Origin of the sequence: Sulfurimonas sp. ST-27 (assembly GCF_048081595.1) — a bacterium.
Lineage (GTDB): Bacteria > Campylobacterota > Campylobacteria > Campylobacterales > Sulfurimonadaceae > Sulfurimonas > Sulfurimonas hydrogeniphila.
Genome location: NZ_CP182226.1, coordinates 744,988 through 771,792 on the forward strand (window position 1 = coordinate 744,988; position 26,805 = coordinate 771,792).

The 26,805-nt window shown below is 37.1% G+C and carries 24 protein-coding genes; 15 read left to right on the top strand and 9 right to left on the bottom strand.

Annotation, left to right across the window (positions count from 1 at the left end):
* Positions 1-19 precede the first annotated feature (19 nt).
* Positions 20-1,294, top strand: coding sequence for a DEAD/DEAH box helicase (locus tag ACM66U_RS03990; RefSeq protein ID WP_418641188.1), 1,275 nt, complete (start codon positions 20-22; stop codon positions 1,292-1,294).
* On the opposite strand, the gene ACM66U_RS03995 is transcribed toward ACM66U_RS03990, so the two are convergent.
* The gene (locus ACM66U_RS03995; RefSeq protein WP_418641189.1) at positions 1,291-3,099 is read right to left on the bottom strand and encodes an EAL domain-containing protein; all 1,809 of its coding nucleotides are present in this window, start codon (positions 3,097-3,099) and stop codon (positions 1,291-1,293) included. The two genes, ACM66U_RS03990 and ACM66U_RS03995, sit on opposite strands and share 4 nt — an antisense overlap.
* A gap of 210 nt (positions 3,100-3,309) precedes the next feature.
* Between ACM66U_RS03995 and pepN the strand changes: the two genes are divergently transcribed.
* The 5 genes from pepN to ACM66U_RS04020 all read left to right on the top strand — a co-directional run bounded on the left by pepN (position 3,310) and on the right by ACM66U_RS04020 (position 10,883).
* Positions 3,310-5,871, top strand: coding sequence for an aminopeptidase N (pepN, locus tag ACM66U_RS04000; protein WP_418641190.1), 2,562 nt, complete (start codon positions 3,310-3,312; stop codon positions 5,869-5,871).
* Between the two features lie 169 nt (positions 5,872-6,040).
* Positions 6,041-7,510: an NAD(P)/FAD-dependent oxidoreductase gene (locus tag ACM66U_RS04005; protein WP_151900745.1), complete on the top strand. Its 1,470-nt coding sequence runs from the start codon at positions 6,041-6,043 to the stop codon at positions 7,508-7,510.
* A gap of 15 nt (positions 7,511-7,525) precedes the next feature.
* Complete coding sequence (locus ACM66U_RS04010; RefSeq protein WP_188109968.1) at positions 7,526-7,702, top strand: hypothetical protein; 177 nt, start codon at positions 7,526-7,528, stop codon at positions 7,700-7,702.
* Between the two features lie 57 nt (positions 7,703-7,759).
* Positions 7,760-8,578, top strand: coding sequence for a peptide deformylase (locus ACM66U_RS04015; protein ID WP_418641191.1), 819 nt, complete (start codon positions 7,760-7,762; stop codon positions 8,576-8,578).
* Between the two features lie 10 nt (positions 8,579-8,588).
* Complete coding sequence (locus tag ACM66U_RS04020; RefSeq protein ID WP_418641192.1) at positions 8,589-10,883, top strand: ATP-binding protein; 2,295 nt, start codon at positions 8,589-8,591, stop codon at positions 10,881-10,883.
* Here the strand turns inward: ACM66U_RS04020 and ACM66U_RS04025 are convergent.
* Positions 10,880-11,632: a response regulator gene (locus ACM66U_RS04025; RefSeq protein ID WP_151900742.1), complete on the bottom strand. Its 753-nt coding sequence runs from the start codon at positions 11,630-11,632 to the stop codon at positions 10,880-10,882. The genes ACM66U_RS04020 and ACM66U_RS04025 overlap by 4 nt on opposite strands.
* Before the next feature lie 159 nt (positions 11,633-11,791).
* Between ACM66U_RS04025 and ACM66U_RS04030 the strand changes: the two genes are divergently transcribed.
* Positions 11,792-12,052 (top strand): GIY-YIG nuclease family protein, encoded by a 261-nt coding sequence (locus ACM66U_RS04030; RefSeq protein WP_151900741.1) that lies wholly within the window; start codon positions 11,792-11,794, stop codon positions 12,050-12,052.
* Entirely contained in the window at positions 12,042-12,248 is a 207-nt protein-coding gene (locus ACM66U_RS04035) for an RNA-binding S4 domain-containing protein (protein WP_151900740.1), read from the top strand. Before ACM66U_RS04030 ends, ACM66U_RS04035 begins: the two co-directional genes overlap by 11 nt.
* Before the next feature lie 4 nt (positions 12,249-12,252).
* On the opposite strand, the gene ACM66U_RS04040 is transcribed toward ACM66U_RS04035, so the two are convergent.
* Positions 12,253-12,960 carry a DUF445 domain-containing protein gene (locus tag ACM66U_RS04040; RefSeq protein WP_418641193.1) on the bottom strand — a complete coding sequence of 236 codons (708 nt, stop codon included), beginning with the start codon at positions 12,958-12,960 and terminating at the stop codon, positions 12,253-12,255.
* A 75-nt stretch (positions 12,961-13,035) separates the two neighbouring features.
* Between ACM66U_RS04040 and ACM66U_RS04045 the strand changes: the two genes are divergently transcribed.
* Complete coding sequence (locus tag ACM66U_RS04045) at positions 13,036-13,509, top strand: hypothetical protein (protein ID WP_418641194.1); 474 nt, start codon at positions 13,036-13,038, stop codon at positions 13,507-13,509.
* Positions 13,510-13,638: 129 nt separating this feature from the next.
* Here the strand turns inward: ACM66U_RS04045 and ACM66U_RS04050 are convergent, their stop codons facing one another.
* On the bottom strand, positions 13,639-14,037 hold the full coding sequence (locus ACM66U_RS04050; RefSeq protein WP_151900737.1) for a rhodanese-like domain-containing protein: 399 nt from the start codon (positions 14,035-14,037) through the stop codon (positions 13,639-13,641).
* Between the two features lie 78 nt (positions 14,038-14,115).
* Here ACM66U_RS04050 and ACM66U_RS04055 point away from each other — a divergent pair, with 78 nt between their 5' ends.
* A complete protein-coding gene (locus ACM66U_RS04055; RefSeq protein WP_151900736.1) occupies positions 14,116-14,487 on the top strand; it encodes a hypothetical protein in 372 nt (123 codons plus the stop codon).
* A 9-nt stretch (positions 14,488-14,496) separates the two neighbouring features.
* On the opposite strand, the gene ACM66U_RS04060 is transcribed toward ACM66U_RS04055, so the two are convergent.
* On the bottom strand, positions 14,497-16,410 hold the full coding sequence (locus tag ACM66U_RS04060; RefSeq protein WP_418641195.1) for a methyl-accepting chemotaxis protein: 1,914 nt from the start codon (positions 16,408-16,410) through the stop codon (positions 14,497-14,499).
* A gap of 175 nt (positions 16,411-16,585) precedes the next feature.
* On the opposite strand from ACM66U_RS04060, the gene gdhA reads away from it, so the two are divergent.
* The 3 genes from gdhA (at position 16,586) to ACM66U_RS04075 (ending at position 19,980) form a co-directional block, all read left to right on the top strand.
* Positions 16,586-17,941, top strand: coding sequence for an NADP-specific glutamate dehydrogenase (gene gdhA, locus ACM66U_RS04065; protein WP_418641196.1), 1,356 nt, complete (start codon positions 16,586-16,588; stop codon positions 17,939-17,941).
* A gap of 67 nt (positions 17,942-18,008) precedes the next feature.
* On the top strand, positions 18,009-19,793 hold the full coding sequence (locus ACM66U_RS04070) for a mechanosensitive ion channel family protein (protein ID WP_418641197.1): 1,785 nt from the start codon (positions 18,009-18,011) through the stop codon (positions 19,791-19,793).
* A complete protein-coding gene (locus tag ACM66U_RS04075) occupies positions 19,786-19,980 on the top strand; it encodes a YwbE family protein (RefSeq protein WP_151900733.1) in 195 nt (64 codons plus the stop codon). The genes ACM66U_RS04070 and ACM66U_RS04075 overlap by 8 nt, the downstream gene beginning before the upstream one ends.
* Before the next feature lie 124 nt (positions 19,981-20,104).
* Here the strand turns inward: ACM66U_RS04075 and ACM66U_RS04080 are convergent, their stop codons facing one another.
* Genes ACM66U_RS04080 through ACM66U_RS04095 form a run of 4 tightly spaced genes read right to left on the bottom strand, consistent with a single transcriptional unit; the run spans position 20,105 to position 23,801 of the window.
* Positions 20,105-20,611: a phosphatidylglycerophosphatase A gene (locus ACM66U_RS04080; protein ID WP_151900732.1), complete on the bottom strand. Its 507-nt coding sequence runs from the start codon at positions 20,609-20,611 to the stop codon at positions 20,105-20,107.
* Positions 20,612-20,619: 8 nt separating this feature from the next.
* Positions 20,620-21,810 (bottom strand): sulfate adenylyltransferase, encoded by a 1,191-nt coding sequence (locus ACM66U_RS04085; RefSeq protein ID WP_346388519.1) that lies wholly within the window; start codon positions 21,808-21,810, stop codon positions 20,620-20,622.
* Entirely contained in the window at positions 21,788-22,675 is an 888-nt protein-coding gene (locus ACM66U_RS04090) for a response regulator (RefSeq protein WP_418641198.1), read from the bottom strand. The genes ACM66U_RS04085 and ACM66U_RS04090 overlap by 23 nt, the downstream gene beginning before the upstream one ends.
* Before the next feature lies 1 nt (position 22,676).
* Complete coding sequence (locus ACM66U_RS04095; protein WP_346388520.1) at positions 22,677-23,801, bottom strand: bifunctional 2-C-methyl-D-erythritol 4-phosphate cytidylyltransferase/2-C-methyl-D-erythritol 2,4-cyclodiphosphate synthase; 1,125 nt, start codon at positions 23,799-23,801, stop codon at positions 22,677-22,679.
* Between the two features lie 218 nt (positions 23,802-24,019).
* Here ACM66U_RS04095 and thiC point away from each other — a divergent pair, with 218 nt between their 5' ends.
* Positions 24,020-25,420: a phosphomethylpyrimidine synthase ThiC gene (gene thiC / locus ACM66U_RS04100; protein ID WP_346388521.1), complete on the top strand. Its 1,401-nt coding sequence runs from the start codon at positions 24,020-24,022 to the stop codon at positions 25,418-25,420.
* Positions 25,421-25,630: 210 nt separating this feature from the next.
* Positions 25,631-26,788, top strand: a complete 1,158-nt coding sequence (locus tag ACM66U_RS04105; RefSeq protein WP_346388522.1) for an Mrp/NBP35 family ATP-binding protein — start codon at positions 25,631-25,633, stop codon at positions 26,786-26,788.
* Positions 26,789-26,805: the final 17 nt, after the last annotated feature.

A 26,805-nucleotide genomic window follows, 5' to 3' on the forward strand; every position in this document is an offset into this window, starting at 1 on the left:
AATTGATTGAGGGAAGAAAATGTCATTTGAAAAGCTGGGAGTTTTTAAGCCGTTACTGGATGCTATAAAGGATTTGGGCTATACAGAGCCTACTCTGGTGCAAACAAGGGCTATCCCCTTGGTACTGGCAAAAAAAGATGTTTTTGCAACAGCACAGACGGGAACAGGCAAGACAGCCGCTTTTGTTTTGCCGATACTGCAAAAACTGAGAAAACCTGTACAGGGCAAAGGAGTCCGTGCTGTTATACTTTCTCCTACACGGGAGTTGAGTATACAGATACATGATGATATTACTGCTTTATCAAAATATATGGAGATTCGGACAACGATTCTGGTTGGCGGCAAAGATTTGCAAAAGCAGCGTGAAGCCTTGAAAAAGGGGACGGAGATTGTTATTGCAACGCCCGGACGTCTTTTGGAACATATAGAAAACGGTCTGAGCCTCAAAGATGTGGAAATCTTTGTGCTTGATGAAGCGGACAGAATGTTAGATATGGGTTTTACCAAAGATATTCGAAAAATTCATCCGCTTATGCCAAAGAGACATCAGACACTTCTTTTTTCGGCAACATTCAGTGACAAGGTACGCAGGCTCTCCAAACTGATTTTGACCAAACCGGCATTTATAGAAACAGCGAAGAAAAATACAACGGTAGATACAATCAATCAGGTGGCCTATCTTGTGGATACTGCAAGAAAAGCCGAGCTTTTGGCGTATCTCATCGGTTCAAGAAACTTTCCTCAGGTTTTGGTTTTTACAAGAACAAAAGCAAGTGCCGACAGACTTTTTGAGGAACTGCAAAAAGACGGACTAAAATGTGGGATTCTTCACGGAGACAGAACAAAAGCAAACCGCTTAAAAACACTCAAGCAGTTTAAAGAGGGTAAAACAAGAGTATTGGTGGCAACCGACATTGCTTCACGTGGTTTGGACATAGAAGAGTTGCCTTATGTCATTAACTACGAACTGCCTTCAATTCCTGAAGATTATGTTCACAGAGTCGGTCGTACGGGGCGTGCAGGACGTGAAGGTGAGGCAATTTCTCTCATTGATATTTATGAAAAATATGACATAAAAGATATAGAAAAGCTTATAGGACAAAAAATTCCTCAAGAAGTGGTAGAAGGTTTTGAACCGGATCCGACGATACGAAGAAAAGATGTGGACGAAGTCAAACTCAAAGCAGAGCATAAAAAGCCTGAAAGTAAAAGAGTTCGTCACTACAGTAAAAATACCACAGGCATACAGACGAAACGAAATCCGAAAAAGCGTAAGACAACCAAGAGAGACTAGTCTAAAATATCGGGCAGAGGCTTTCCTATATGATAGCCCTGGAGCATATCAATCCCAAGTTCTATAGCCTTGTTTTGTATCGTCTCGTCTTCTATATACTCAGCAATGGTTATAAGGTCAAGCTCTTTTGCCAAATTGATAATATTTTTAAAGAGTTTTTCATAATGTATGTCTGATGCAATATATTTGACTATGGAACCGTCAATTTTAAGATAATTGAGATTCAGTTTAATGACATTTGAAAGATTGGAATATCCGCTTCCAAAATCATCCATGGCAATTGTGATCCGGGCATCTTTTGCTTTTTGTATAAATTTACAGAGTGCATCAAAATTGTCAAACTCCTCACTTTCTAAAATTTCCAAGGTTAACTGCCGGGCAATATTTTCTTGGACCGCCTGCGTAAAAATGGCTTCGCAGAATTCTGAATTTTGAATATCCAAAGCGGAAATATTAAAAGAAAAGCTTAAAGAAGGGTTCTTTTTGGCTATTTGAATAACCTGTGTAAACATTTGCAGAGAGAGTTTATGATAAAGAGGTGTCTTTTTGGCTACATCCAAAAAATACCATGGAGCAACAATCTCTCCGTTTTGTCTCTCTAGGCGCATAAGTGTCTCATATTTGATGATTTTGTGCTGTTTGACATCATATATGGGTTGCAGATAGCTGTAGACCTTGTTATATTGCAGGGCATAATCTATATCATCCAAAATACGTTTGTTTTTTTTGTTGTGATTCATATTTTCATGATACAGGGCTAAGAGCATATTGTGTTTTTTTGCAAACTTCAAGGCTATTTCGGCATGAATAAATGGATTGGAACTTTCAACAACTTCTCCTATGCCGGCTTTCATACTGAGTGTAGTTTTATATCCCTCATAGGTAAATTTTTGGTGATTCAAAGCAGAGAGTATATCTTCTGTTTTTTGCATAAATGCTTTTACCGGCATTGTCTGTGTGTTGACTATGCAAAACAAGTCTGCATGGAGTTTATACAGTTTCAGGTCCAAAGAGATATTTTTTTGCAGCAGTTTTGCAACATATTTCAGATATTCATTTCCGTAGGCATAACCGTAAATATCATTCAGCATACCAAAATGTTCAATATCCAAAATGGCAATAAAAAAGGGAATGTCATTGTGTTTTTTAGCTAAGTCATAAACAAGTTTTTTGGCATTTTCAAGCTGCGTAAGTGCATCAACATTGTAAGCCTTTTCAATTTCGTCTGTTTTTTGTGTCACAATACTGTTTAAACGTTTGACAACGATGAAGTTGAAAAACATATAAAACAGAATGATAAAAAATACAGGGACAATCAAATACAGAATTTTACTTAAAAGTATATGTTTGAGTGTGATGATGTCCTGAATATTGTAATCGGCACCGACAACATATTTTTTACCGTTTTTTGTCTGTTTAAGGATGTAGACACTGTAAAAGTCTCCCCATTTGTCTTTTGAATGATTAAAAAGAGGTTGGTTGAAGTTTGCAGTGTTAAAAAGCTCTTGCAGTTGTGGGTCTGTATATGTATCAAAAGAGTAGATGTCACTGCTGTTTTGTTCCAAATCTTTTTCTTTGGCACTTGAACTTGAAAATCTGATGATATTGTTTTTATCCCGGACGAAGGAGTATACATACGCAAGATGGGTATTACGGATAAACTGAGTAAGATTTTTAATATTTTCAAAATCTTGTGCATACGAAGGTTTCTTTGCAAGCAAATTATCATCATGGTAGGTACTTTTAAGAATCAAAGGGACACTGTTTGCACCATGGAGCAGTTCTTGTTTAATATTTGCATGCAAGGCTTTTTCGGCCGTACTGTAAGAATATAATCCGTAAAGAAAGAAAAAAAGTGTGTATATGAGGATAAAAACAAGTAAGTTTTTGAAATTTATTAATTTTGAATTGAACATGTGGAATTATATTGTATAAAACTTTCTTATACTTTAAAATTAATGAATTTTCATGGAAAATTTAAGTAAAATATCAGTATTAAAAATGAAAGAGTAATAATGAATACAGAAGTAAAAGCAAAATATCTAAAAGATTATAAAAAGCCCGCCTATGCAATTGAGAGTGTTGATTTGTTGTTTGAATTATTTGAAGAAGAGACACTCGTGACAAATACTATGCAGATAAAAAAAATAGATGCAAGTGTGAATGATTTAACTCTTGATGCTGTGAATCTGGAACTTTTAGAGCTTTCTTTAAACGCCTTAAAGTTGCAGGAGAGCCGTTATATTATCGAAGAGGAACACCTGACTGTTCTCAATGTTCCTGATGCGTTTGAGCTAAAAATAAAAAACAAAATATATCCGCAAGACAATACAGAACTTGAAGGGCTGTATAAATCAGGCGATATTTTTTGTACCCAGAATGAGCCTGAGGGATTTAGAAGTATTACACCTTTCCTTGATCGTCCGGATATCATGAGTCTGTTTACAACGACGATTTTTGCAGACAAAAAGAAGTATCCTGTTTTACTCAGTAACGGCAATAAAATTAAATGTCATGATGATTTCAATGAACGCCATGGGGTGACCTGGCAGGATCCGCATCCAAAACCTTCGTATCTTTTTGCGCTTGTGGCAGGAAATTTGGGCAGCATAAGTGATGAATTTACAACAATACAAGGCAATAAAGTCGCATTGAATATTTACTGCGATTTGGGAAATGAGCAGAAGTGTCATCATGCCATGCACTCGCTGAAAGCCTCTATGAAATGGGATGAAGAGAAATACGGGCGTGCCTATGATTTGGATATATACAATATTGTAGCGGTTGACAGTTTTAACATGGGTGCAATGGAGAACAAGGGACTCAATATTTTTAACTCCGCCTATGTACTGGCAGATACCGATACAGCCACTGATGCCAATTTTATGGGAATAGAGTCTGTGATAGCGCATGAGTACTTTCACAACTGGACAGGAAACCGCATTACATGTAGAGACTGGTTTCAACTCACACTCAAAGAGGGACTGACAGTTTTTCGCGACCAGTGCTTTTCAGCAGATATGAATTCAGTACAGGTGCAACGCATTGAAGATGTAAAAGCACTCAGAGAAAGACAGTTTGTCGAAGATGCTTCCCCGACACGCCATCCTATTCAGCCGGAGTCTTATATATCTATGAACAATTTTTATACAGCTACGGTCTATGAAAAGGGTGCAGAAGTGATACGCATGGTTTATACACTTTTGGGTGAGAAAAACTACAGACAGGCAATGGATTTGTATTTTAAAACCTTTGACGGACAGGCGGTTACCACTAATGACTTTTTATGGGCGATGCATCAATGCGGTGATTTTGACTTGGAACTTTTTAAAAGATGGTACAAACAAAGCGGTACACCGCGTTTACATGTAAAGGATTCCTTTGAAAACGGGACATATAGCATAGTATTAACACAAAAAGTTCCAGATGATGTTGATGGGAAAAAACAAAAGCCTTATTATTACCCTTTAAAGATGGGGCTTTTAGATAGAGATGGTAATGAGATTTTGGCAGAAACTTTGATAATATCGAAAGAAAGCGAAACTTTTGTATTTGATAATTTAAAAGAAAAACCGGTACTTTCGATAAACAGGGATTTTTCTGCACCGATAATTGTAGAACAGGAAGAAAACAACTATGCTTTTTTAATGAAGTATGATACAAACAGTTTTACGCAGTATGAGGCAACACAGAATTTTGCACTCCGGACAATCAATGAAATTATAGAGTCGAGTGCAATCAATAATGATTTTGTAGATGCCTATGGACATTTGCTTGATTTGGATGTCGACTTGTCTTACAAAGCACTGCTTTTGGAACTGCCGTCTGTTTCAGCAATTATGCAACTGCAAAAAGAGATAGATTTTGACGTGATATATGATGCACAGGATCAACTGTTGTTGCATATAGCACAAAAATACAAAGAGAAGTTGTTAGATATTTATAAGCAAAATCATCTGCCTGCATCAGGAAGTTTAGCAGCAAAACATATTGCAAAACGAGCTATAAAAAACAGAGCATTGAAAATTCTCTCTATTTTGAAAAATAGTGAGGTCGCAGAGTTGGCACAAAAGCAGTATGAAGAATCACTTACGATGACTGACCGTATTGTTGCTTTGGATGTTTTGGAAAACTTACATGTATCGTATGCTGAAGTTGCACTGCAGGATTTTTATAACAGATATAAAGATGAAACACTCGTCATGAACAAATATTTTGCAATTTTGGCATCTTCGAGCCGTTATGATGTGCTCGAACGTGTTGAAAAACTTCAAAGAGACAAAGTATATGATGAAAAAGTACCTAATCTTGTCCGCTCTTTAGTCGGTTCTTTCGCGCGAAACCATAAACATTTTCATGCCAAAGACGGAAGCGGGTATAAATTTCTGGCTGATAAAATCATAGAAATAGATAAAATCAATCCGCAAATAGCTTCAGGGCTCTGCGGTGCTTTTAAAGTCTGTGATAAAATGAACAAACATAATCAAGAACTGATAAAAAAAGAACTCTCGCGTGTAATTTCTACACAGGGGCTTTCAAAAAACAGTTTTGAAATTATTGATAAAATATTAAAATAAACTTAATTTATGGAGTTACTGTTTTTACAAATGCCCTGTTTTAGGCATTTTCAGGCTGTTGTGTCTTTTGCTTTTAAAATTTATCTAAAAAAGAAAGAAAATCATGTGATAACATTGTGATATTATTTTGATAAAGTTACCAAGAACTTAAATTATAGAGGAAAATTATATGGCAAGATTAGTTGTATTAGGTGGTGGTGTTGCTGGTCATACAACAGCTACATTCGCTGCAAAATGGTTAGGCTCAGATCATGAAGTTGTTGTTGTCACTCCAAATGCCAAGTGGAACTGGATTCCGTCAAACATCTGGGTGGGTGTCGGCCAAATGAAAAAAGAGGATGTGACATTTGATTTAGCGCCTGTTTATGCAAAAGCCGGTATTGATTATCGTCAGGCAAAAGCGCTCTCTTTAAATCCGGAAGGTTCGCAGTCAAGTGATAAACCTTTTGTGACTATTGAGTATACAAGTGCTGACAAAGCAGGACAGACTGAAAATATAGAGTATGATTATATTGTCAATGCGACAGGACCAAAGCTGAATTTCGGAGCTACTCCGGGTTTAGGCGAAGGTAGTCAATTGGGTGAGCATACTGTTTCTGTCTGTACAGCTGACCATGCAGTCCATGCTTCAGAAAAATTAAATGAAGCCATTGAAAAAATGAAAGGCGGTACCCGTCAAAAATTCCTAATAGGAACAGGACACGGAATGTGTACATGTCAGGGGGCTGCATTTGAGTATATTTTCAATATTGAGCATGAATTAAGAAAAGCCGGTGTGCGTGACATGGCAGATATGAAATGGATTTCCAATGAATCTTTTTTAGGTGACTTCGGTATGGGCGGACTGCATATGAAAGTTGGCGGCTATGTTGTTTCTTCCAAACTGTTTGCAGAATCCCTTTTTGCCGAAAGAAATGTTGACTGGCTTATCGGTGCACATACAAGTAAAGTAGAAGCCGGAAAAGTTGAGTATGAACTGCTTGACGGTTCAACTGGTGAAGAAGAATTTGATTTTGCAATGCTTATTCCTCCTTTTGCGGGTGTTGGTTTAAAAGCCTACAACAAAGCCGGTGAAGATATTACTGATACGGTATTTGCTCCAAACGGCTTCATGAAAGTGGATGCGGACTATACGCCAAAGCCATACGAAGAGTGGAAAGCAAGTGACTGGCCAAGAACATACCAAAATCCTACTTATAAAAATATGTTTGCTGCAGGTATTGCTTTTGCTCCGCCACATCTTATCTCTAAACCGATGAAATCACCAAACGGAACACCGATTAATCCGACGCCTCCAAGAACGGGTATGCCTTCTGGTATTATCGGAAAAGCGGTTGCACACTCTGTTTGTGATATGATTACAAAAGGCGAAAATGCCCACCTGCATGAAGCGTCAATGGCTGAAATGGGTGCTGCCTGTGTTGCAAGTGCCGGAAAAGGTTTGTTTGACGGAACTGCGGCTGCTATGACAGTCTATCCTGTTGTTCCTGATTTTGAAAAATATCCGGGAACAGGGCGTGATACAGACTATACATTTGGTGAAATAGGTCTTGCTGGACACTGGATTAAACATATTTTACACTATCTGTTTATCTATAAAGCAAAACTAAATCCAGGTTGGACATTAATTCCAGAATAAAAAAGAGGAGATATTATGAGCGAAGTAAAACATGTTGAAGAAGAGGTAAATTTTCAAAAGAATGATCAGTTTACATTAACAATGATACCGGGGGCATTTGCTAGAAAAATGCGTACGTGTGTAATCTGGCAGTTTATCAGATTTATAATAATCAATATAAAAATGATTATAGTTGTAGGTAAAAGTCATTAACAAGAAGAGTCTTGAAATTTTATTCAAGACTCTTTCGTGTATAAGGTATAAAAAATAATGGTAAGAGAGATTATAACGCATCCTACGCCCCTGAGTATAGAATACGCTGTAGACATAAGAAAATTTGATGATGAATTGTTTGCCTTGATAGAAGATCTCAAAGATACTATCAATGAAAATAATTTGGATGCTTTGAGTGCTTATCAGATAGGGAGTTACTATAACCTGATTATTGTAAAAGATGATGAAGGGAAGCTGATAGAGATGATAAACCCCCGGTTGATAAACCATAAGGGTACTGTCACGGCTACAGAATCAACGCTGTACTATCCTGGAAAAACAGCACAGATACAACGGTTTGAAACTATCAGCGTTGTTTATCAAGACAGAAACGGAAATGATAAATCACTGCAGGCAAGTGGAGATTTTTCTGTAAGAATTCAGCGAAAAATAGACTATACCTTTGGCGCTACTTTTGTGCAAAAAATGTCCAAAGAAGAAAAAGAGAAGTTTGAAAAAAATTTAGAAAATGGTATAAATACTACAAATGCCGATTACTGTCCTACGGTCTTTTTCAGAGACAAAATTTTGAAACTCATAAATGTCGTTATGTTTTTTATGCTTCTTCCGCTTGTAGCATCTTTCTTTATTGATAAGGAGCAGACGTTACAGACTTTATGGACATATCAACTTTATACGATATACGGAGTCCTTGGGTTAAACATAGTTTACTTTTTTTATGCTCAGTATGAAGGAAAACTTTATGTCGCATGCAGTAGTTGCCAATTGGGCAATATTGTCGGAACAACTGCAATATCTTTGGTGAAACTGTTTGTCATTACAGTTGCGTCATACTTTTTGTTACATGTAGGATAATGGTATAACAATGAAAGAAGGCAGCATCCATTTAAGAGCAGTAAAAGGCGTATTTGTATCTTCAAAGTCAGATATATTACAGCAATGGATATTGTATGCTTCTGTAAAAGAGATCCTTCATTTACATAAGATAGATGAAAAAGAATTTATAGAAAAATATGCCAGCGGTGTATTTGACTACTTTATGGGTGTAATCGCGGGTGAGAGAGATATCGGTGACTGTCCTGTTATGCAGGAGTTTTTGGCCTATTTGAAACATCGTGAAATCAGTGCTGACGAGCTGTTTGAGATATGCAGTAATTTTCGTCGTTCTATGGTAGAGTTCACTTATGATGCGAAAATAAATTCAAAAGAGATCTTTGAAGAGATTTCTTATATTTTTGATAAAAATTTTAAAGGTATTTTAAAGTATTATACAGACAGTATTTTTCAAAAGCTTATTGACGCAAGACAGGAAGCACTGCGTGCTTCTCAGGCAAAAGAGTACTTTCTTTCCAATATGTCTCATGAAATTCGCACGCCTTTAAATGCTATTTTAGGGTTTGTAAACCTTTTGATGGATGAAGATATAAGCAATAAACACAGAAATTATTTAGACATTATATTGAGCAGCGGCGAAAACTTACTGAGTATTATCAATGATATTTTGGACTTTTCAAAACTGAGAAGCGGTGAGTTTACGATTGAACCAAAGATTTTTTCTCTGCATGAAGAACTGAGCCATACAATGGAGCTTTTTGTAGCCAGTGCAAATTCAAAAAATATTACCATTACTTCATTTATAGATCCTCGTATTCCAAAAGAGTTGTTTGGCGATGTCCTTCGAATTCAACAGATAGTCTCAAATTTTTTAAGTAATGCCATAAAATTTACACCCGACGGCGGTGTGATAAAGGTTGAAGCAAGCTGTCATGACAACCAACTGAAAATCAGTGTAACAGACAACGGAGTCGGCATAAACGAAAAAGATATGGAAAGTATATTTGTAGCATTTACACAGGCACAGTTTAGCCAAAACAACAACAAAGAGGGAACGGGTCTGGGTCTGTGTATATCACACCAGCTTGCAGAGTTAATGAATGGAAGTGTTCATGTAGAATCACAGGTGGGAGAGGGCAGTACCTTTTGGCTGGATATTCCTGTTGCAGTGCAAAATAATGAGTGTCAGGTATTTAAAGATATCAGTGATTTTCAGAAACTAAAAATGGTACTTTATGCAAAAGACAAAGTTTTGGATTTCCGACATGAATCCTTTTTGAAGTATGCTGAAATTTTTGCGATGAACATCAGTGTTGTAGAGACGCTGGACTGCGAGTTTGACATATGTATATTTGTACATGAGACATGTGACATAAACATACAAAAAGAGATTATCTACTCTGGGAAAAAATATATAGCACTTATGAGCAAAGAGTATGATACATATGAACACTATGCGCACATCAAAGCGATGAGTTTTCCTCTGTATTGTTCAAAAATTCATAAACATTTCAATGAGCTGCTCAACCCTGAATTATCATTAATTCATAATAAAAAAATATCCAATAGATTTAAGGGACATATCCTGGTTGCTGAGGACAATGAGGCAAACCAGGAATTAATGAAGATTGTCCTCAACAGATATGGCTTGACATTTGATTTGGCTCACAATGGAAAAGAAGCGGTTGCACTGTATCAAAAAAACAAATATGATTTGATTCTTATGGATGAACAGATGCCCGTTATGAACGGAACAGATGCCGTCATTAAAATTATCGAATACGAGGAAAAAAACGGTTTAAGTCATACGCCAATCTCTGCCCTGACGGCCAATGTGTTAAAGGGGAGTAAAGAGAGAGATTTACTGAACGGATTTGACACATTTTTAGGGAAGCCTCTGGTTTTAAAAGAGTTGGAACGTGTTTTTATGGCATATCTGAAACTGGATTCCTACAGTGTTATACAGGAAGATAAAACAGATATATCTTCCACTGACAACCAAAAGATTACAGGGTTGGATGCGAAGAAACTGATGAAAGAGTTGATGTTGAATGAAGATGAACTTATTATGCTTTTGACACTTTTTATCAAAAAAATGAAAACGACCCTGAGTGACTTGGCAAAAGCGGTTGCTGCAAGAGATTATAAAAAAACAGCACTTCTGGCTCATAGTATTAAAGGGTCAAGTGGAAATTTCAGAATTGAAATTTTACAAAAAAATGCAACTGAAATGGAAAGAATGGCAAAACTTGAAAATGCAGACTATAATTATGAGCAAACCCTGAAAGAAATAGAAGAAAAAATTGCATCCATTAAAATAAATTAATCTTCTATATAATAGCCAATTCCTGAGGCATTTTTTATAATGTCTGTTTCAAGTTTATTCCGCAGTCTCCAAACCAGTGTTCTGACGCTGTTTTCTGTAGCACCGTGCTCGTCCCAGACATAGTTCATTGCCTGCTCAAATGATACAACCAAACCAAGTTGGGCAACAAGAAGGCGTAAAAAAGCATTTTCTTTTTTTGTAAGCTTGATTTTTTTCCCTTTGTAAAAGGTTTCGCATATACTGATGTCAAGATGGTAATCACCACCCCCGAACGGAACAATTGGTTTGTCTTGTGAACGCTTGGAATAGAGTAATTTTTCCAGATTCAGTTTATCTACTTTGAGTGAATTGATATTCTCTTTTCTCTCATTTTCCTGTTGGTATTTGAACAAAGCCATTTGAATAGTTGCATGCAGAGATCCGGGGTCAAAAGGTTTTACAATATATCCATAAGGTTCAGTAAGTTTTGCCTGGGCAATAATGTCATCATCACTGTACGAAGTGAGATAAATAAAAGGAATATCATATTTTTCTTTTATAGTTTTTGCAAGTTCGATTCCGTCATTGCTTTCTTGTAAAGAGATATCAATAATAATGACATCCGGATTGTGTGTAGCTATTTTACTTTTTGCCATAGGAGCATTATCACACATCGCCACTACACTGTATCCGTGCTTTTGTAAAGACATATTTAAGTTAAGTGATGTGATTTCATCATCTTCGACTATTATTACTTTTTGTTTTTCCATGTTCTTTTCCTATATTAAAAAAAAGTGACCAATTTGTGATAAATTAAGTCTTTATTATATTATAACTTTTTGTTATTTACAACTAAATTCATATATTTTTAAGAAATTGTTACAAAATGATACTGTAGTTATGATATAGTTTGATGAAAGGACGTATAAATGGTATATTATGTATATATTTTACAATGTAGTGATAATAGCCTGTATACAGGGATAACAACAGATTTGAAACGACGGGTTTCTGAACATAACTATTCAGAAAAAGGTGCAAAATATACTAAAATCAGAAGACCGGTAAGATTGGTATATAATGAAGAACATACAAACAGAAGCAGTGCTTCAAAACGTGAATATGAAATAAAAAAATTATCACGGTCAGAAAAACTGAAAATTATAAAGAGGAGAGTAGATGAAATTTGAGTTAAAAGATGAGTATATAGAGTTGTATAAATTATTAAAAGTGTTAGATCTTGTAGACAGCGGCGCACAGGCAAAAATGATTGTAGCTGACGGATATGTGACCCGTAATGGAGAAGTTGAACTGCGAAAACGAGCCAAAATAAGAGCAGGCGATGTGTTGAGTGTAGGTGATGATGTAACTATAGAAGTTGTTTAAACTTCTATAGTATAAAAGAACTCAGTAGTCCGATCAGCCCTCCAAACACACCACCCCATACAACCAGCCAGTCAAGGTGCTCATGTATCATTTTTTGTACGATTTCTTTGACCATTTGAGGCGTCAGTTCACTTAGTCTTGCATCTACAACCCGTTCGATTGATTGTATCATATCGTCATTTAATGATGAATGGGTAAGGTGGTGTTGCAGGGTGTTATTAAATGCTTTGGATGTGACTATTTTTATGACTGCTGATTTGAGTTTGTTTGTAAAAGGTTCTTTTAAAGTGCTCAAGGCTTTTTCTCCGCCGAACATCCCTAACATGCCGCCAAAAGAGGACTCCATTACTGTTTTGCTTAAAGCATCAAAAGCAGGTGTAAAATCTGTCTCTTCTATGATAGGTACAAGGTTTATTTTTTTTTCTTCATTGGCAAAAAACTTTTCCAGCTGTTCTTTTGTGAAAAATTCATTCATGATAAGATTTTTTATAGCACTTTTAAATGCTTTAAATCTCTCTACGATAACACCGGAACCATACAAAAAAGGTACTTTTTCAAAGAGCATGTGAATTGCCAACTGATTTGTCAAGGCACCAGAGAGTGCAAACAGACCTGCATATAATAAAGCTTCTTTGTATAAAGGCACTATAAAAGATATTCCAACAAGAAACAGCGCAGTGAGGTTTGTGATAAAACTTTTATGTAATTTCATACTATTGCTCCTTTTTAAATGTGAAATTATATACTAAAAGTGTATGATTATAAAAAATATTACATGGATGAGGGTATGAAACAAAAAACATATGAACTTTTTAAAAATGAAAGTCTAGATACGATAGTAAATGAAATTGAAAAAGAGCTCAAAACAAGAAATGAGTCACCATTTTGGAGTGATAAAGTGGCCCCCTTTTCACGTGCAATTTTATCGGTACTGATTCCTTTGCGGGACAATGACCTGTTGTTTACACCGGAAGGAGAGTATATAGAGACGTTGACTCCCGAAATTTTTCTTCGATGGAGTGATTTTTTGAGTTTGAAAACACTGGCTTTTACCCTTGCACACTCTAATGAGGCAAATAAATTAGTACGGACAAAACTTGAAGAGGAGAAATGTGAGCAGTACACACCGATAGACTTGAATGAGTTAGGGACATATTTAAGCAGGTATACGGTGAACTTGGAAAATGAAAGTCTGGACTTTCCAATAGCCAATTATAATCTGCACCAAGGGGTCAGTAATGTTATAAAATCATTACTCTGATTCGGATTTAGTAAAAAATAAGATAAAGAGCACCCCAGAGAAGAAAAATCAGCAATCCAAGCACTCCGAATGTTATCACAATTCGGAGTGTCAGAAAAAGAAGAAATTTTAAAACTGTTTTTAATCGACTCATTGCCTGTAGGATACTGTTTTGAGATGTAACCCTTTGGTTGCATACTCCATTCCACCTTTGAGGTTGATTACTTTATACCCAAACTCTTTTGCAAGCCACGGCGCGACTATGGAAGTTCTGCTGCCTGTATGGCAGATAAGGGCGAAAGGTTTTGTGGTGTCAACTTTTTTATGTAATTCATTTAAAAATTTTCTTACATCATAGTTTCCTCTTGCATCCCAAAACATGATAGGAATTGCACCTTTTAAAAGACCGGTCTCTTTCCATTCTCCCGGTGTTCTGATATCTACGATAGGAATATTTTGCTTGAGTAATTCTTGTGAAATATATTCATTTTTTACTTCTGCTGCTAAGGACAGAGCAAAGAGCATCAGCAGTAAAATTGCTTTTTTCATGGTATTTTCTCCAAATATTGTTCGAGTTCTTAGAAATCTCTTGTATAATTATACTCATAAATAAATAATAGGCTTACAATGGCAGCATCTAAAAAAGCAATCGAGAATGCAAACAGGCTTCGGTATATCCGAGCACTGGAAAGATTTAAAAAAAGTATTTTGTCCTACTTGCTAAACAGCGATGCCCTGGACCATGAAAAGTACAATAAAAAGATTGACAATGCGCTGAAACTGCTCAATCGGGTGGAAGAGGTGCAACTGTACAAGGGTGAACTGCAGGATCTGCAACAGCTCGTAAAAAAAATGATAGGCTATAAAGATTCTGATGAAGATATTGATAATATTAAAGAAGAACTGCTTTACAGTATAAACCAGTTGGAGAAAAGTAAAAATGCCAAACGGTATAAAAAAGACAAGCACTCTCACTCCAAATATGAGGAGTGGGAGTAAACAAAGAGCTTATTCTTCTCTTTGTGTTTGACTCAGCATAGTGTCAAGAAGTATAAAGAGTTCTTCTGATGCTTTTTCCATATCTTCGAAGTTGTGTAAAATATCCTGAGCATGTTCCAATACCTCTTCTTGCGCGTTTGTTTTATCAAGGAATGCAAGATTTTTGTTTGCATTTTCATGGACAATATTATGAGGTTGTGCTATTTGCGGATAAGCCGAAGTATTGCTAAATCGTTCTTTTCCTTCATGATCATACCATTTTCCAAGATTACATTCATGAGAAGAGACTGCTTTGAGTACTTTTTTCAAAGAAATCAAAGAGTTATATGCTCGTGATTTATATAAAATATGATCTATTTTTGCCAGTACAATAAATATACTGTTTTCCATATAGTATGACTGGTCTACAATTTTTGTTGAGGAGTCACTCAGTTCAATGAGTGTCGTTTCAAACTCTTCTATTTTAGCGGTAGAGGCATCTACTGTCTCTTTCATCAGTTCAGAACTTGTCTGAATTTCGCTCATACCCTGCTGGAGTGATTTTATAGAGATTGAAATTTCGCTTGTAGCCTTGTGTGTACGTTCTGCAAGTTTTCTGACTTCATCTGCTACAACTGCGAATCCTCGACCATGTTCACCTGCACGGGCTGCTTCTATGGCAGCATTAAGAGCTAAAAGATTTGTCTGATCGGCAATATCGGTAATAAGCTCGATGACTGATGTAATATTATTTGTTTGTGAAGCAAGTTCGTCTATATTTGAATGGTTTGTACCTACCTGTTCATTGAGTTCATGCAGTCCATTGACAACAGTGTTGATATTTGCCCGAGAGTCATTTGCAAGTTTTGCAGCAGAATCTGTAGCATGTGTTACTTCTTTGATTTTTTCTATATTTGTTTTTAAATCAGATTGAATAACGGTAAGAGATTCGGACACATTGACGCTTTTTACACTCAGTTTTGAGTTAAAAGAGTCTCTTTGTGCTTTTTGATACTGTTCACGCATAAAATCTATACTTTTACTGACATTTCTGATAGCAACCAGGAACTCTCCGTGCATTCCTTCAGTAGAGATAGGTTTGGAAAAGTCACCCTGGGAGGCATTTGTTATAGCAGTATTTACTTCATGAATCATATTTTCAGTGTGTTCTATAAGGATTTTGAGTGCTTTGCCCATAGCATCAAGTTCGGTGTCTCCCTGTGTTCTGATTTCATTCTTTTTGCTGAAATCACCATTGGAAGCAGTCTCTATCAGACATCTGAATCTGTTGATACCCGAAACTATGGAAGTTCTGATTTTTGTAGTGAGCAAAAATAATATAATGATAATAAGGAGACTTGAACCAAGTACAAATAATTTGTAAAATGTTATGGCGCTTCTCATGGCTTTCATATCTTTTATAAATTGTTCTTTTTTGTTTTTTACAAATGTTTTAAAATATTTTCGTGACTCCATAGCCAAAGGCGAGAGTTTTTGATGATAAACGTGGTAAATGCCTTCTTTGTTGTTTTTAATATCATCAGTGCTTAAAGAATCTATATATTTGTAGGCTTCATTGATAAATTTCAGTGTTGAATATTTTGCCTTTTTCAGAAGTTCTGCATTGGAACCGTTTTTGGACACTTTTTCAAGTTTTTTGAAATTTTCTGCAATTGCACTGATATTTTCTCTGAGCTCTCTTTTGTCTTTTTCAATATCACCGCCAAGCATAACATCTCTGTCATTTCTGCTGATATAGTTCATTCTTTTTTCTATATCATAGATAGTCAGAGATGTGTCAATGGAACTCTCTTTTATCTCATTGAACTCTTTTTCTATGCTGTTAAGCGCATAATATGTAAATCCGGCTGCACCGACGAGAGATATAACAATAACTATTGTTAATAGCCACATCAGTTCTTTTATGCTTTTGTTTCTAAACATGAATATGTTCCTTATAAGTAAATCACAAGATTGTCACATAATAATATGTTATATATTATGACTGACTTAAAGCAAGGGCTTTTATGATAAATTTGTGACTTTTTTCAATAGTTTTTACTTTTTTTCCAGCTTGTGCTACAATTCCTTCACAATAGTAGTTTATAAAGGATTCTTTTTGTCGATAGCAGAGAAAGAAATTAAAAAATTTGAGCATGGTAACTGTGCTGAAAACAATGTATTTTACCAGGCGATGGAGGAGGTGATTTACTCGATTGCCCCGTTGCTTGAGTCTGATGAGAGATACAGCAGATTCGGAATTTTAGACAGATTGGTCGTTCCTGACAGAACTATAAAGTTTAAAGTGACCTGGCTGGATGACAATAATCAAATACAGGTAAATACAGGATACAGAGTACAGTTTAACAACGCACTCGGACCCTATAAAGGAGGACTCCGTTTTCATCCGAGTGTGAATGAAGGGATTTTGAAGTTTTTGGGTTTTGAACAGATTTTAAAAAACTCACTGACGGGGTTACCTATAGGTGGTGCCAAAGGGGGGAGTGATTTTGATCCAAAAGGAAAAAGTGACTTTGAAGTTATGAAGTTTTGTACAGCCTTTATGACAGAGTTGCATAAATATATCGGGCCGCGCATAGATGTTCCTGCCGGTGACATTGGAGTCGGTGCCAGGGAAATCGGCTATCTCTTTGGAGAGTATAAAAAGATTACATCTTCATACGAAGGTGCTTTGACCGGAAAACCCTATTTTTTCGGAGGTTCTTTAATGCGTCCCGAAGCAACAGGCTACGGGGTGGTCTATTTTACACAGAGTATGCTTGAAATTGAAAACAAAGAGCCGCTTGAGGGAAAAATATGCACAGTCAGCGGTGCTGGAAATGTTGCTTTACATGTAATCGAAAAGCTGCAGGAGATTGGTGCTGTTGTAGTGACATGTTCGGATTCTCACGGGACAGTGTATGATCCAAGAGGGATTGACCTGGCTCTGGTAAAAGAGTTAAAACTGAATCGAAGCAATTCTTTGGAAATGTATGTACAGACACATACAGAGGCAAAATATACGCCTGTATCAGAGTACCCTGAAGGGGAGCATGCTGTTTGGAATATTCCATGTTATGCGGCCTTTCCGTGCGCTACGCAAAACGAACTCTTTGAAGCGGATGCACAAAACCTTATAGAAAACGGCTGTGTGAGTGTTTCTGAGGGTGCGAATATGCCATCGACTCCAAATGCTATTGCTTTGCTGCAATCGCATAAAGTATGCTTTGCACCGGCTAAAGCTGCCAATGCAGGGGGTGTGGCTGTGAGTGAATTTGAGATGAGTCAAAATGCTTCTATGAGTAAATGGAGTTATGAAAAGGTAGATTTTAAATTAAAAGAGACGATGCAGATGATCTGTAAACGGGTGGCGCTTACGGCAAAAGACTATGGCGTAGAGGGGAATTATGTTGATGGTGCAAATATTGCAGGATTTAAAAAAGTAGCTGATGCTATGATAGCTGAAGGTATATAATAAAGGATTTCCAATTAAAAAAGTTCAATTAATTTTACTGGCTTTTGTTTTTATATTTGCCGGGACATTGAGTGCAAAGGTAAAATACTCAGATTTTATAGATGCACAGTTACAGCTGGTGTATCAGATGAATGATGCAAATCTCTCCCAGGAGCAGATAGAAAATTTACTGCAAAAACAGGAGTACATGTATGATCAGGAACTCAATACTATCATCTCAAACAAACAGCAGTATATTGAGAATGTGCAGGATTTCAGCAAGGAAATATTTTCACTGAAAAAAATCATTGCGATTAACAGACGGCTGGGTAACGGATATGCCGTAATCAGAGATGAGGCACAGTTGAAGTCGTATGAAATTGTCAAAAATCAGAACATATTGATTAAAAATGTACTTTTGTCGTTGGATGTACCGAATATTCAGGATTTTGAAGAAAAATTAAATGTTTATACGGCACAGAATCAAGAAGCCCTGAGTAAAATTACAGCAAAAGACTATAAACATATTTTGGCACTCAAAGATCCTTCTCCCATCTTAAAAGCGGCAAAAAAAAATATAGAGGAATACTATGCGCTGCAGGAGATAAACAGTGATTTTATAGCCTTTTTATACAAAGCAGAGAATAAACTCTACCGACTGAACAAATATGTCAAATACCATATAATCAAGCCTGTTGTTTTTATTAACTCCTTTACGGTGGTGAAAGCTGTAGATGGGTTTTTAGAGTCGTACGGACTGAGTGTTGTGAAGCTTATTATTATCTTTTTGCTGATTTTGGTAATTTATGTTTTAAGAAAAGTTTTTTATATCGCATTGCAAAAACTGTTTCTTCAAATAGACTTTTTAAGCAGATACTCTGAACAGATTCTTGAGAAACTGCGTAAAAGTATAGAGATCCTCATCCTGATTATTAATGTAAACATGGTCATATATGTTTACAATAATTTCAGCTCCATAGAGGAAGTAAGTCGTATATTTAACATGATATACGGCTTTTATTTTACATATATTATTTATATTATTGTCAATACGGCAGCCATTATCAAGCTCAATACTTTTGAAAAAGAAAAATCAAATATAAAAAGCGAACTGATTAATGTCGGATTGAAAATTATCAATTTCTTTATTGTTATTATCGGTTTGCTGATTGTTCTGTATTTTGCCGGTGTTGACTTGACCGCTGTACTTTCTGGTCTTGGAATTGGTGGTTTTGCGGTTGCTTTTGCAGCAAAAGATACAATTTCAAACTTTTTTGGAACACTCTCTGTCCTTTTCAGCGATGTATTTTCACAAGGCGACTGGATAGAAGTTGACGGCAAAGAGGGTGTTGTTGTTGAAATCGGTCTGCGTGTGACAACACTAAGAACCTTTGATAATGCTCTTATTGCCATTCCAAACGGCACCTTTGCATCCAAAGATATAAAAAACTGGAACAAAAGAAAACTTGGACGCAGAATAAAGATGAAACTGGGTGTAAAATATGACTCCAGACAGGAAGATATTAAAAATGCCATCAAGGAAATCAGAGAAATGCTGCAAAATCATCCGAAAATTGCAACAAAAAATACAAAATATGAGCATGAGATTGAGTATGGACATATAGCAAAACTTGTTTCTAAAGATGATCTTGAAGGTGTCAAAAAGACACTGCTTGTGTATCTTGACGAGTTTGCAGATTCAAGCATTAACATACTTGTATACTGTTTTTCAAAATCAGTGGAGTGGGAAGAGTGGCTGAAGACGAAGCAGGATGTTATGGAAAAAATAATGATAATTTTTGAAAGAAACTCTTTAGAATTTGCCTTTCCGTCTCTCTCAATTTATAATGAAACAAAGGATGAACATGAATAAGGGTACGAAAAGAGCAGATATCAAACAGGGTGCTTCTGTTGCCATCGTTTTAAAGCAGGATCAGGAAAGCGGCTATTTAACAGACGGGATTGTCAGAGATATTCTTACAAAATCTGCAACACACCCTCACGGTATTAAAGTCCGTTTGATGAGTGGCGAAGTAGGACGGGTAAAGGAGATATATTGATTTTTCGCAACACGGACTTTAGTCCGGGCTGAGAGTGGCAAGACTATTGTAACAGCCGGCACTGAAGTACCGGTTCCGAGAAAGTATTGATTTGCTTAACTTAATGGCATTGACGGGGGATGTTTTATATCATTTTACTGATGTAGAGCCATCCCTGCCAAAGCGCAGCTGAGGAGATTCCGGCCGCAAAACCTGCAATAATATCATCTCCCATCACGCCGACGCCGCCTTTTGCTTCACGGTCTATTCTCCCTATAATAGAGGGTTTTGTTATATCAAAATATCGAAAAAGAACAAAAGAGAGAAGTGCCTGCACCAAAAACCCATTTTGAAGATCCGTTATCTCAGTGCTTGCAACACCGACAGCGGGTGCAACACTGAGTGCAAACCACATCCCGGCAAGTTCATCTATCACTATTCTTTGGTCATCATGATTGCCTGTTTCATCTTCATATTTGTTAATAACTTTAATGGCTATAATCGAAATAAGCAGTGCCGCCAAAAAAAGTGTAGTTGCATCAAAATAGACAAGTATTGCCATACCAAGCGGCAGTGAAGCCAGTGTTCCCATAGTTCCGGGAGCTTTAGGAGAGAGTCCGCTGTAGCCTAAAGTGAGAAAAAACCAGTTCATTGTTTTCCTTATGTCAGTGATGTTGTTTGATAGAGTTTCATTAACTCAAGATAAAAATCTTTTTCTGTATGTTCTTCAAGCAAACCTTTTACCGGAAAAGTGTCATAATAGAGTTTTTCAAGATTTTTAAACCTGTTCGGAAAGAGTTTAGAAAGTAAAAATGATGAAATTTCTTTCCGTATAAGAACAGCAGGAGGTAAAAGTCCTGCCTCCAAAAGTGCCAAAATTGAGTCCGCATGGTAAGAGATCTGATGATGCTGTCCGTGAGGACAGGTATTTTTGCTCACAAGCGTTTTGCACTCATCACAGTACACATACTCACTTGCAACGGTAATCTCAATATCTATGCCTGTAACTTTGTCTATGATCGATTTGTTTGAATTACAGTCATAAAACATGCCCAAACCGGCATGATTACGGCCAATGGTCAGTCTGTCGCAGCCATAGTTTTTTGCGACAATTGCATCGACAATAATTTCATTGTAGCCTGCAAAGATATAGCTGTTTTCAAGAGGAATAATAATTACCCGGTTTTTAGGAAGAAAATTATTGATAAAATATTCTAATGCTTCTTTCCGTACTTCATACTTTAAATTTGCATTGTCATAAGGTTTGAGTAAAAATATAACAAGCAGATCGGTACTTTCAAGTGTTTGGCGAATCAGCCTTTCATGGGCACGGTGAAGCGGGTTGACTCCCATCATCAAAGAGGAGGTGTGTTTTGCTCCTATGAGTTCTTTTGCTTTTTGGATTTTTATTTTGTTTTTGTGTTTTGTTTTACTGAGAATGGTATAGTTTCCGCTAAGTGCCCAGGTGCCTATTCTTTTAATGGTGGCCATGACACCCGGATGGGTGAGGTCATCAGTGCCGTAAATATGCTTTACCCGTTCCTTGGGATTAATTTGAAAAGTTTCTTCGACACACAGCACAGCAAACTCTTTACCATTGCAGATAATAGTAACTTCTTCGCCCGGCTCCAAGGTAGGAATGATTTTTTCATTCTTTTTGCCCGAAGGAGCCAATATAAAAGGGAAGGGGAAAGACTGACCGTTTACAAGACCGGTTTGCAGGACTTCCTTGGACTCCTGTTCATTCATAAGTTTTGTTACAGGGGCCAAAAGCCCTTCTGCAACGAGTTCAAGAACAGAAGCAGCTTCTTTGTCTATATAAATTGTTTTATTTTTTCTTGATGATGTCATATTTTTTTCTTTTTTCCCATAAACTTTTGCGGCTTATCCCAAGTTTTTTTGACAATTCTGTATCCGGGTATTTGTCTTGATAGTTTAAAACAATAAATTTGACATAATCTTCTATAGGCAGGATTTCTCCTTTGTCAAAAACATTGCTGTCGCTTTTTATCTCTATAACAGGGTAGGCGACTTCCTCAATTTTATCGCTGCTGGCGATAATGGCTTTTTTCCCCTGTATCAGGTCACAAAAACGTTTTTTATCACTTTTTTTGAGTGCCTGATAATCAATGATATATATAATTGAATTTTGTGGCAGCGAAGCTATCTCACTTAATGCTTTTGAATCACTTAATGATAAAAAATGTATGGGAAGATTTTTCTTTTGGGCATATTCAAAGGCGAATGCATCCGCATATTTTTGAAAATTGGATGATACGAAAAGCGGCAACTCAATTTCATCCAAATTCTGTTCATGTTTTGTATTGGAAAATGTGTGTGCAAGATATTTTTCATAGGCTTCAGTGCGTTTTTTGAGTTTTTCATAATCCTGATAATGGTCAATTTTCCGTACAAGCTCTTCAATCATGAAAGGTTTGAGGATATAGTCCTTTGCCCCGGCACTCAGTGGTTTTGAAACCGTGTCATTGCTAATGTAGGAAACCATTAAAATAACGATAGAGTTCTTAAATGTTTCTATAAGCGGGTTAAAATCCTGTCCGTTGATGTTTGTCGAGAGTAAAACAACATCATAGTTGTTGCTCCCGATGGCATCTCTGGTGGATGTACACATTTCACATGTGTGACCAAGTTCACCTAGTTTTGTTGCAATACTCTGGGCTAAATACACTTCATTTTCTATAATTAATATCTTCATGTTATCCTATTATCTTCCAGTTAAAATATTTTAAATTTGCATTGGCAATGACTCCAACACCTTCACTTCTGCCTATAAAACCAAGTTTTTCTGTGGTTGTTGCTTTGACATTGACTCTTGCTTTGTCGATTTTGAGTATTTCTGCAATAGTTTTTCTCATTGCATCTTTATAGTTTGCAAGTCTTGGTTTTTGTGCGGCTATTGTAATGTCTGCATTGACAATTTCAAAACCGTAGTTATAGATTTTTGTCACGACTGTCCGTAACAGTTCTTTTGAATCTATACCTTTGTAGGCACTGTTGTTGTCCGGAAAAAGCATGCCTATATCACCCATGCCTGCAGCCCCTAAAAGGGCGTCTATAAGTGCGTGCAGAGCAACGTCTCCGTCACTGTGGGCTTTAAATCCGTAATCAGCATCTATCTCTACACCACCAAGAAACATTTTTCCTTTTTCGTCAAAAGCATGGACATCAAAACCGTTGCCGCTTAAAATGTCACTTGATGGTGCTTCGAGGCATGGAAGCCTGTTTAAATCATGGGTAAAAGTTATCTTGCAGGCATCTTCATCCCCTGCAACAAAGGTGCGGGTTCCTCCGTAGGCAACAATGGCACTGCTCTCATCTGTAAATTCAGTAGGTGTCTGCAGGGCTTTTTGAAGTATTTTAGTGCGGGAGAGTTGGGGTGTTTGGATTTTTTTGACTTTGTCTCTGTCTATTGTCGTATTTTCATATACTATGGTGTCTGTTACGGGTAAAAAAGGAACGATACAGTCAGCTTCTTCTTTTTGCGCAAGTATTCTTTGAAGCAAATCTTCGCTGATACAGGCTCTTGCTATATCACTGACAAGAACATATTCACTCTTTACATGTAGTAAGGCATTTTGCAAAGAGTCTTGTCTGGAACTGCCTCCTTTTACAAAAGAGTAATCGGCATAGTTTTGCATAAAGGCAATATCTTCTTCGGATGAAACAATAATAATTTTTGAAAAAAGCCCGCTGTGAGCAAACCTGTCTGCTACAAACTGCCATAAAGGTTTGTGCTGTATCCGCAACCACTGTTTTTTTACAGAGGTGTCAAAGCGACTAGAACTACCGGCTGACAATAGTACAAGCGTTAAATCAGACAAATAGTCTCCTACATATATAAAAGTGTTACGAAATTATACACATAGAAAGCTTTTTTTTATCTTGAATGTGTAAATTTGTCATTTTTATGTTCACATTTTTTGACTAAGCACTTACATAAATAATCTCATCAATTGTTTCACTTTATGTTAGATTAACTTTATTTGATTATATTTCCATCATATATAAAGAATGAAAATATAATATTGAGGAGTAACTTATGAGATCTTCATGGGTAAAAGAGCGAGAGGGTGATTCTGTAAGAACACAGATGCACTACGCAAAGAAAGGCATCATCACACAAGAAATGGAGTATGTTGCAAAAGTAGAAGATTTGTCTCCTGAACTGGTTCGTAGCGAGATAGCACGCGGTAGACTGATTATACCGGCAAATATAAATCATACTTCATTGGAACCAATGGCTATCGGAATTGCAAGTAAATGTAAAATAAATGCAAATATCGGTTCTTCTGCCATTGCCTCTGATGTACAGGGTGAAGTAGAAAAGATGGAGGTCTCTCAACACTATAAGGCAGATACAGCAATGGATCTCTCAACCGGCGGCGACCTGGATGAAATCAGAAAAGCTGTTATTGCTTCTTCAAAGATTCCTATCGGAACAGTGCCTATTTATCAGATTTTGCATGATGTCGGGAATAAAATCGAAGATTTGACTATAGAGGTTATGCTTGAAGTGCTGGAACGTCAGGCAAAACAAGGGGTTTCTTACTTTACAATTCATGCGGGTTTCCTGCTTGAGACTATGCCTAAAGTTGCAAAACGCAAAATGGGTATTGTCTCTCGCGGGGGATCTTTAATGGCTGCCTGGATGATGCATTATCACAGAGAAAACCCTTTTTATACGGCATTTGATGATATTTTGGATATCTGCGCAAAGTATGATGTTTCTCTTTCATTAGGAGACTCTCTTCGTCCCGGTTGTCTGGCAGATGCGTCTGATGAAGCACAGCTTGGTGAACTCAAAGTGCTTGGAGATTTAACGCTTCGTGCCTGGGAAAAAGATGTGCAGGTTATGATTGAAGGTCCGGGACATGTTCCAATCAACCAGATTGAACGTAACATGAAGATACAAAGAGAACTCTGCCATGAAGCACCTTTTTATATTTTAGGTCCTTTGGTTACTGATATTGCAGCGGGGTATGATCATATCTCTTCTGCAATCGGTGCGGCTGTCGGCGGATGGCACGGTGCAAGTATGCTTTGCTATGTAACACCAAAAGAGCATCTTGGTCTTCCAAATGCCGATGATGTCCGCGAGGGAATTATCGCTTATAAAATTGCGGCACATGCTGCTGATATCGCTCGTGGTCGCAAAGGTGCACGTGATGTTGATGATGCTATGAGTGATGCACGTTATACATTTGACTGGGAAAAACAGTTTGAATTGGCACTTGACAGCGAACGCGCTCGCGAATACCATGATGAAACACTGCCTCAGGATGTATTTAAAGAAGCAGAATTCTGTTCTATGTGCGGGCCTAAATTTTGTTCATACAAAATTACACAGGAAATTATGGACAACCCTGAAGGAATAGAAAGAATTATTCAAGACAACAAAGATAAAGAAGCGGCAGAGGCTGAAGCAGAAGCTTTAGTTTAAAGTTTGGCTTAAAAAGAAATTGATTTTAAACAAGACAATATTTATCTTATTTAGATATAGTACACTTTTAAAGCAAAAATTGTCAAAAAGTTTAAATAGTCGGAACTATCCTTTAGGGTCAATGCCAATAAGTTAAGCGACTCTTTGGGAACCCGCACTTTAGTGCGGGCTGAGAATGGCAAAAAAGTTAAATAAATTAAAGGAAAACGAATGACTGAAGAAATTGTAAAATCGGCACTCTCAAAAGTTATGTATCCAGGATTTACCAAAGATATCGTAACATTTGGTTTTGTAAAAGATATAGCAATAAAGGGAAATGATGTAAGTTTCACTGTTGAAATTACATCATCAGCTCCGGAAGTAGCACAACAAATTAAAGATGAAGCTACAGAAGCTTTAAAATCAGCAGGGGCAGAAAATGTTACTGTAAATATAAAAGCACCGCAAATGCCAAAAGAAAGTTCGTCTCAAGGCAAAAACATCGCACCGCAAATCAAAAACTTTTTGATGGTCAGTTCAGGCAAAGGCGGTGTCGGAAAATCAACTACTGCTGTCAATATTGCAATTGCACTCGCGCAGCAAGGCAAAAAAGTAGGTCTTTTGGATGCGGATATCTATGGTCCAAACATTCCTCGTATGTTAGGAATTTCTGATCAAAAACCGGAAGTAACCGGAAATAAAGTGCTTCCGATGAAAGCATACGGTATTGAAGTTATGTCTATGGGCTCACTCATGGAAGAAGGACAGTCGTTAATCTGGCGCGGTGCTATGATTATGAAAGCGATAGAACAGTTCTTACGTGATATTTTATGGTCAGAACTGGATGTTTTAGTGATTGATATGCCGCCGGGAACAGGTGATGCACAGCTTTCACTTGCACAGGCTGTGCCTGTAACTGCGGGTCTGACTGTAACAACACCACAGTCTGTTTCACTTGATGATTCACGCCGTTCACTCGATATGTTTAGAAAATTAAACATTCCTATAGCCGGAATTGTTGAAAATATGAGCGGATTTATTGCACCTGATACCGGTGTTGAGTATGATATTTTCGGAAAAGGCACATCTCAGCCAATGGCGGATGAGTTTGATACGAAAATAATTGCCGAAATCCCAATTGAGCCGGCTATCCGTACCGGTGGAGATGAAGGAAAACCAATTATTTTTGCAGACCCGTCATCAGAAACAGCAAAACGTTATATGAAAGCTGCTGAATCTATCTGGAGTACAATTGAAGAGATCAATGCAAACGGCGGAGTGGACAATCAGTCTGTTCAGCCGACAACACCACCGGGTGTAAGTGCATGTTCAACAGGTGCTGCTTCTGCACCTAAAGAGCAAAGCGGCGGCGGATGCGGCTGTAGCTAAAAACTTATAAACAAGCA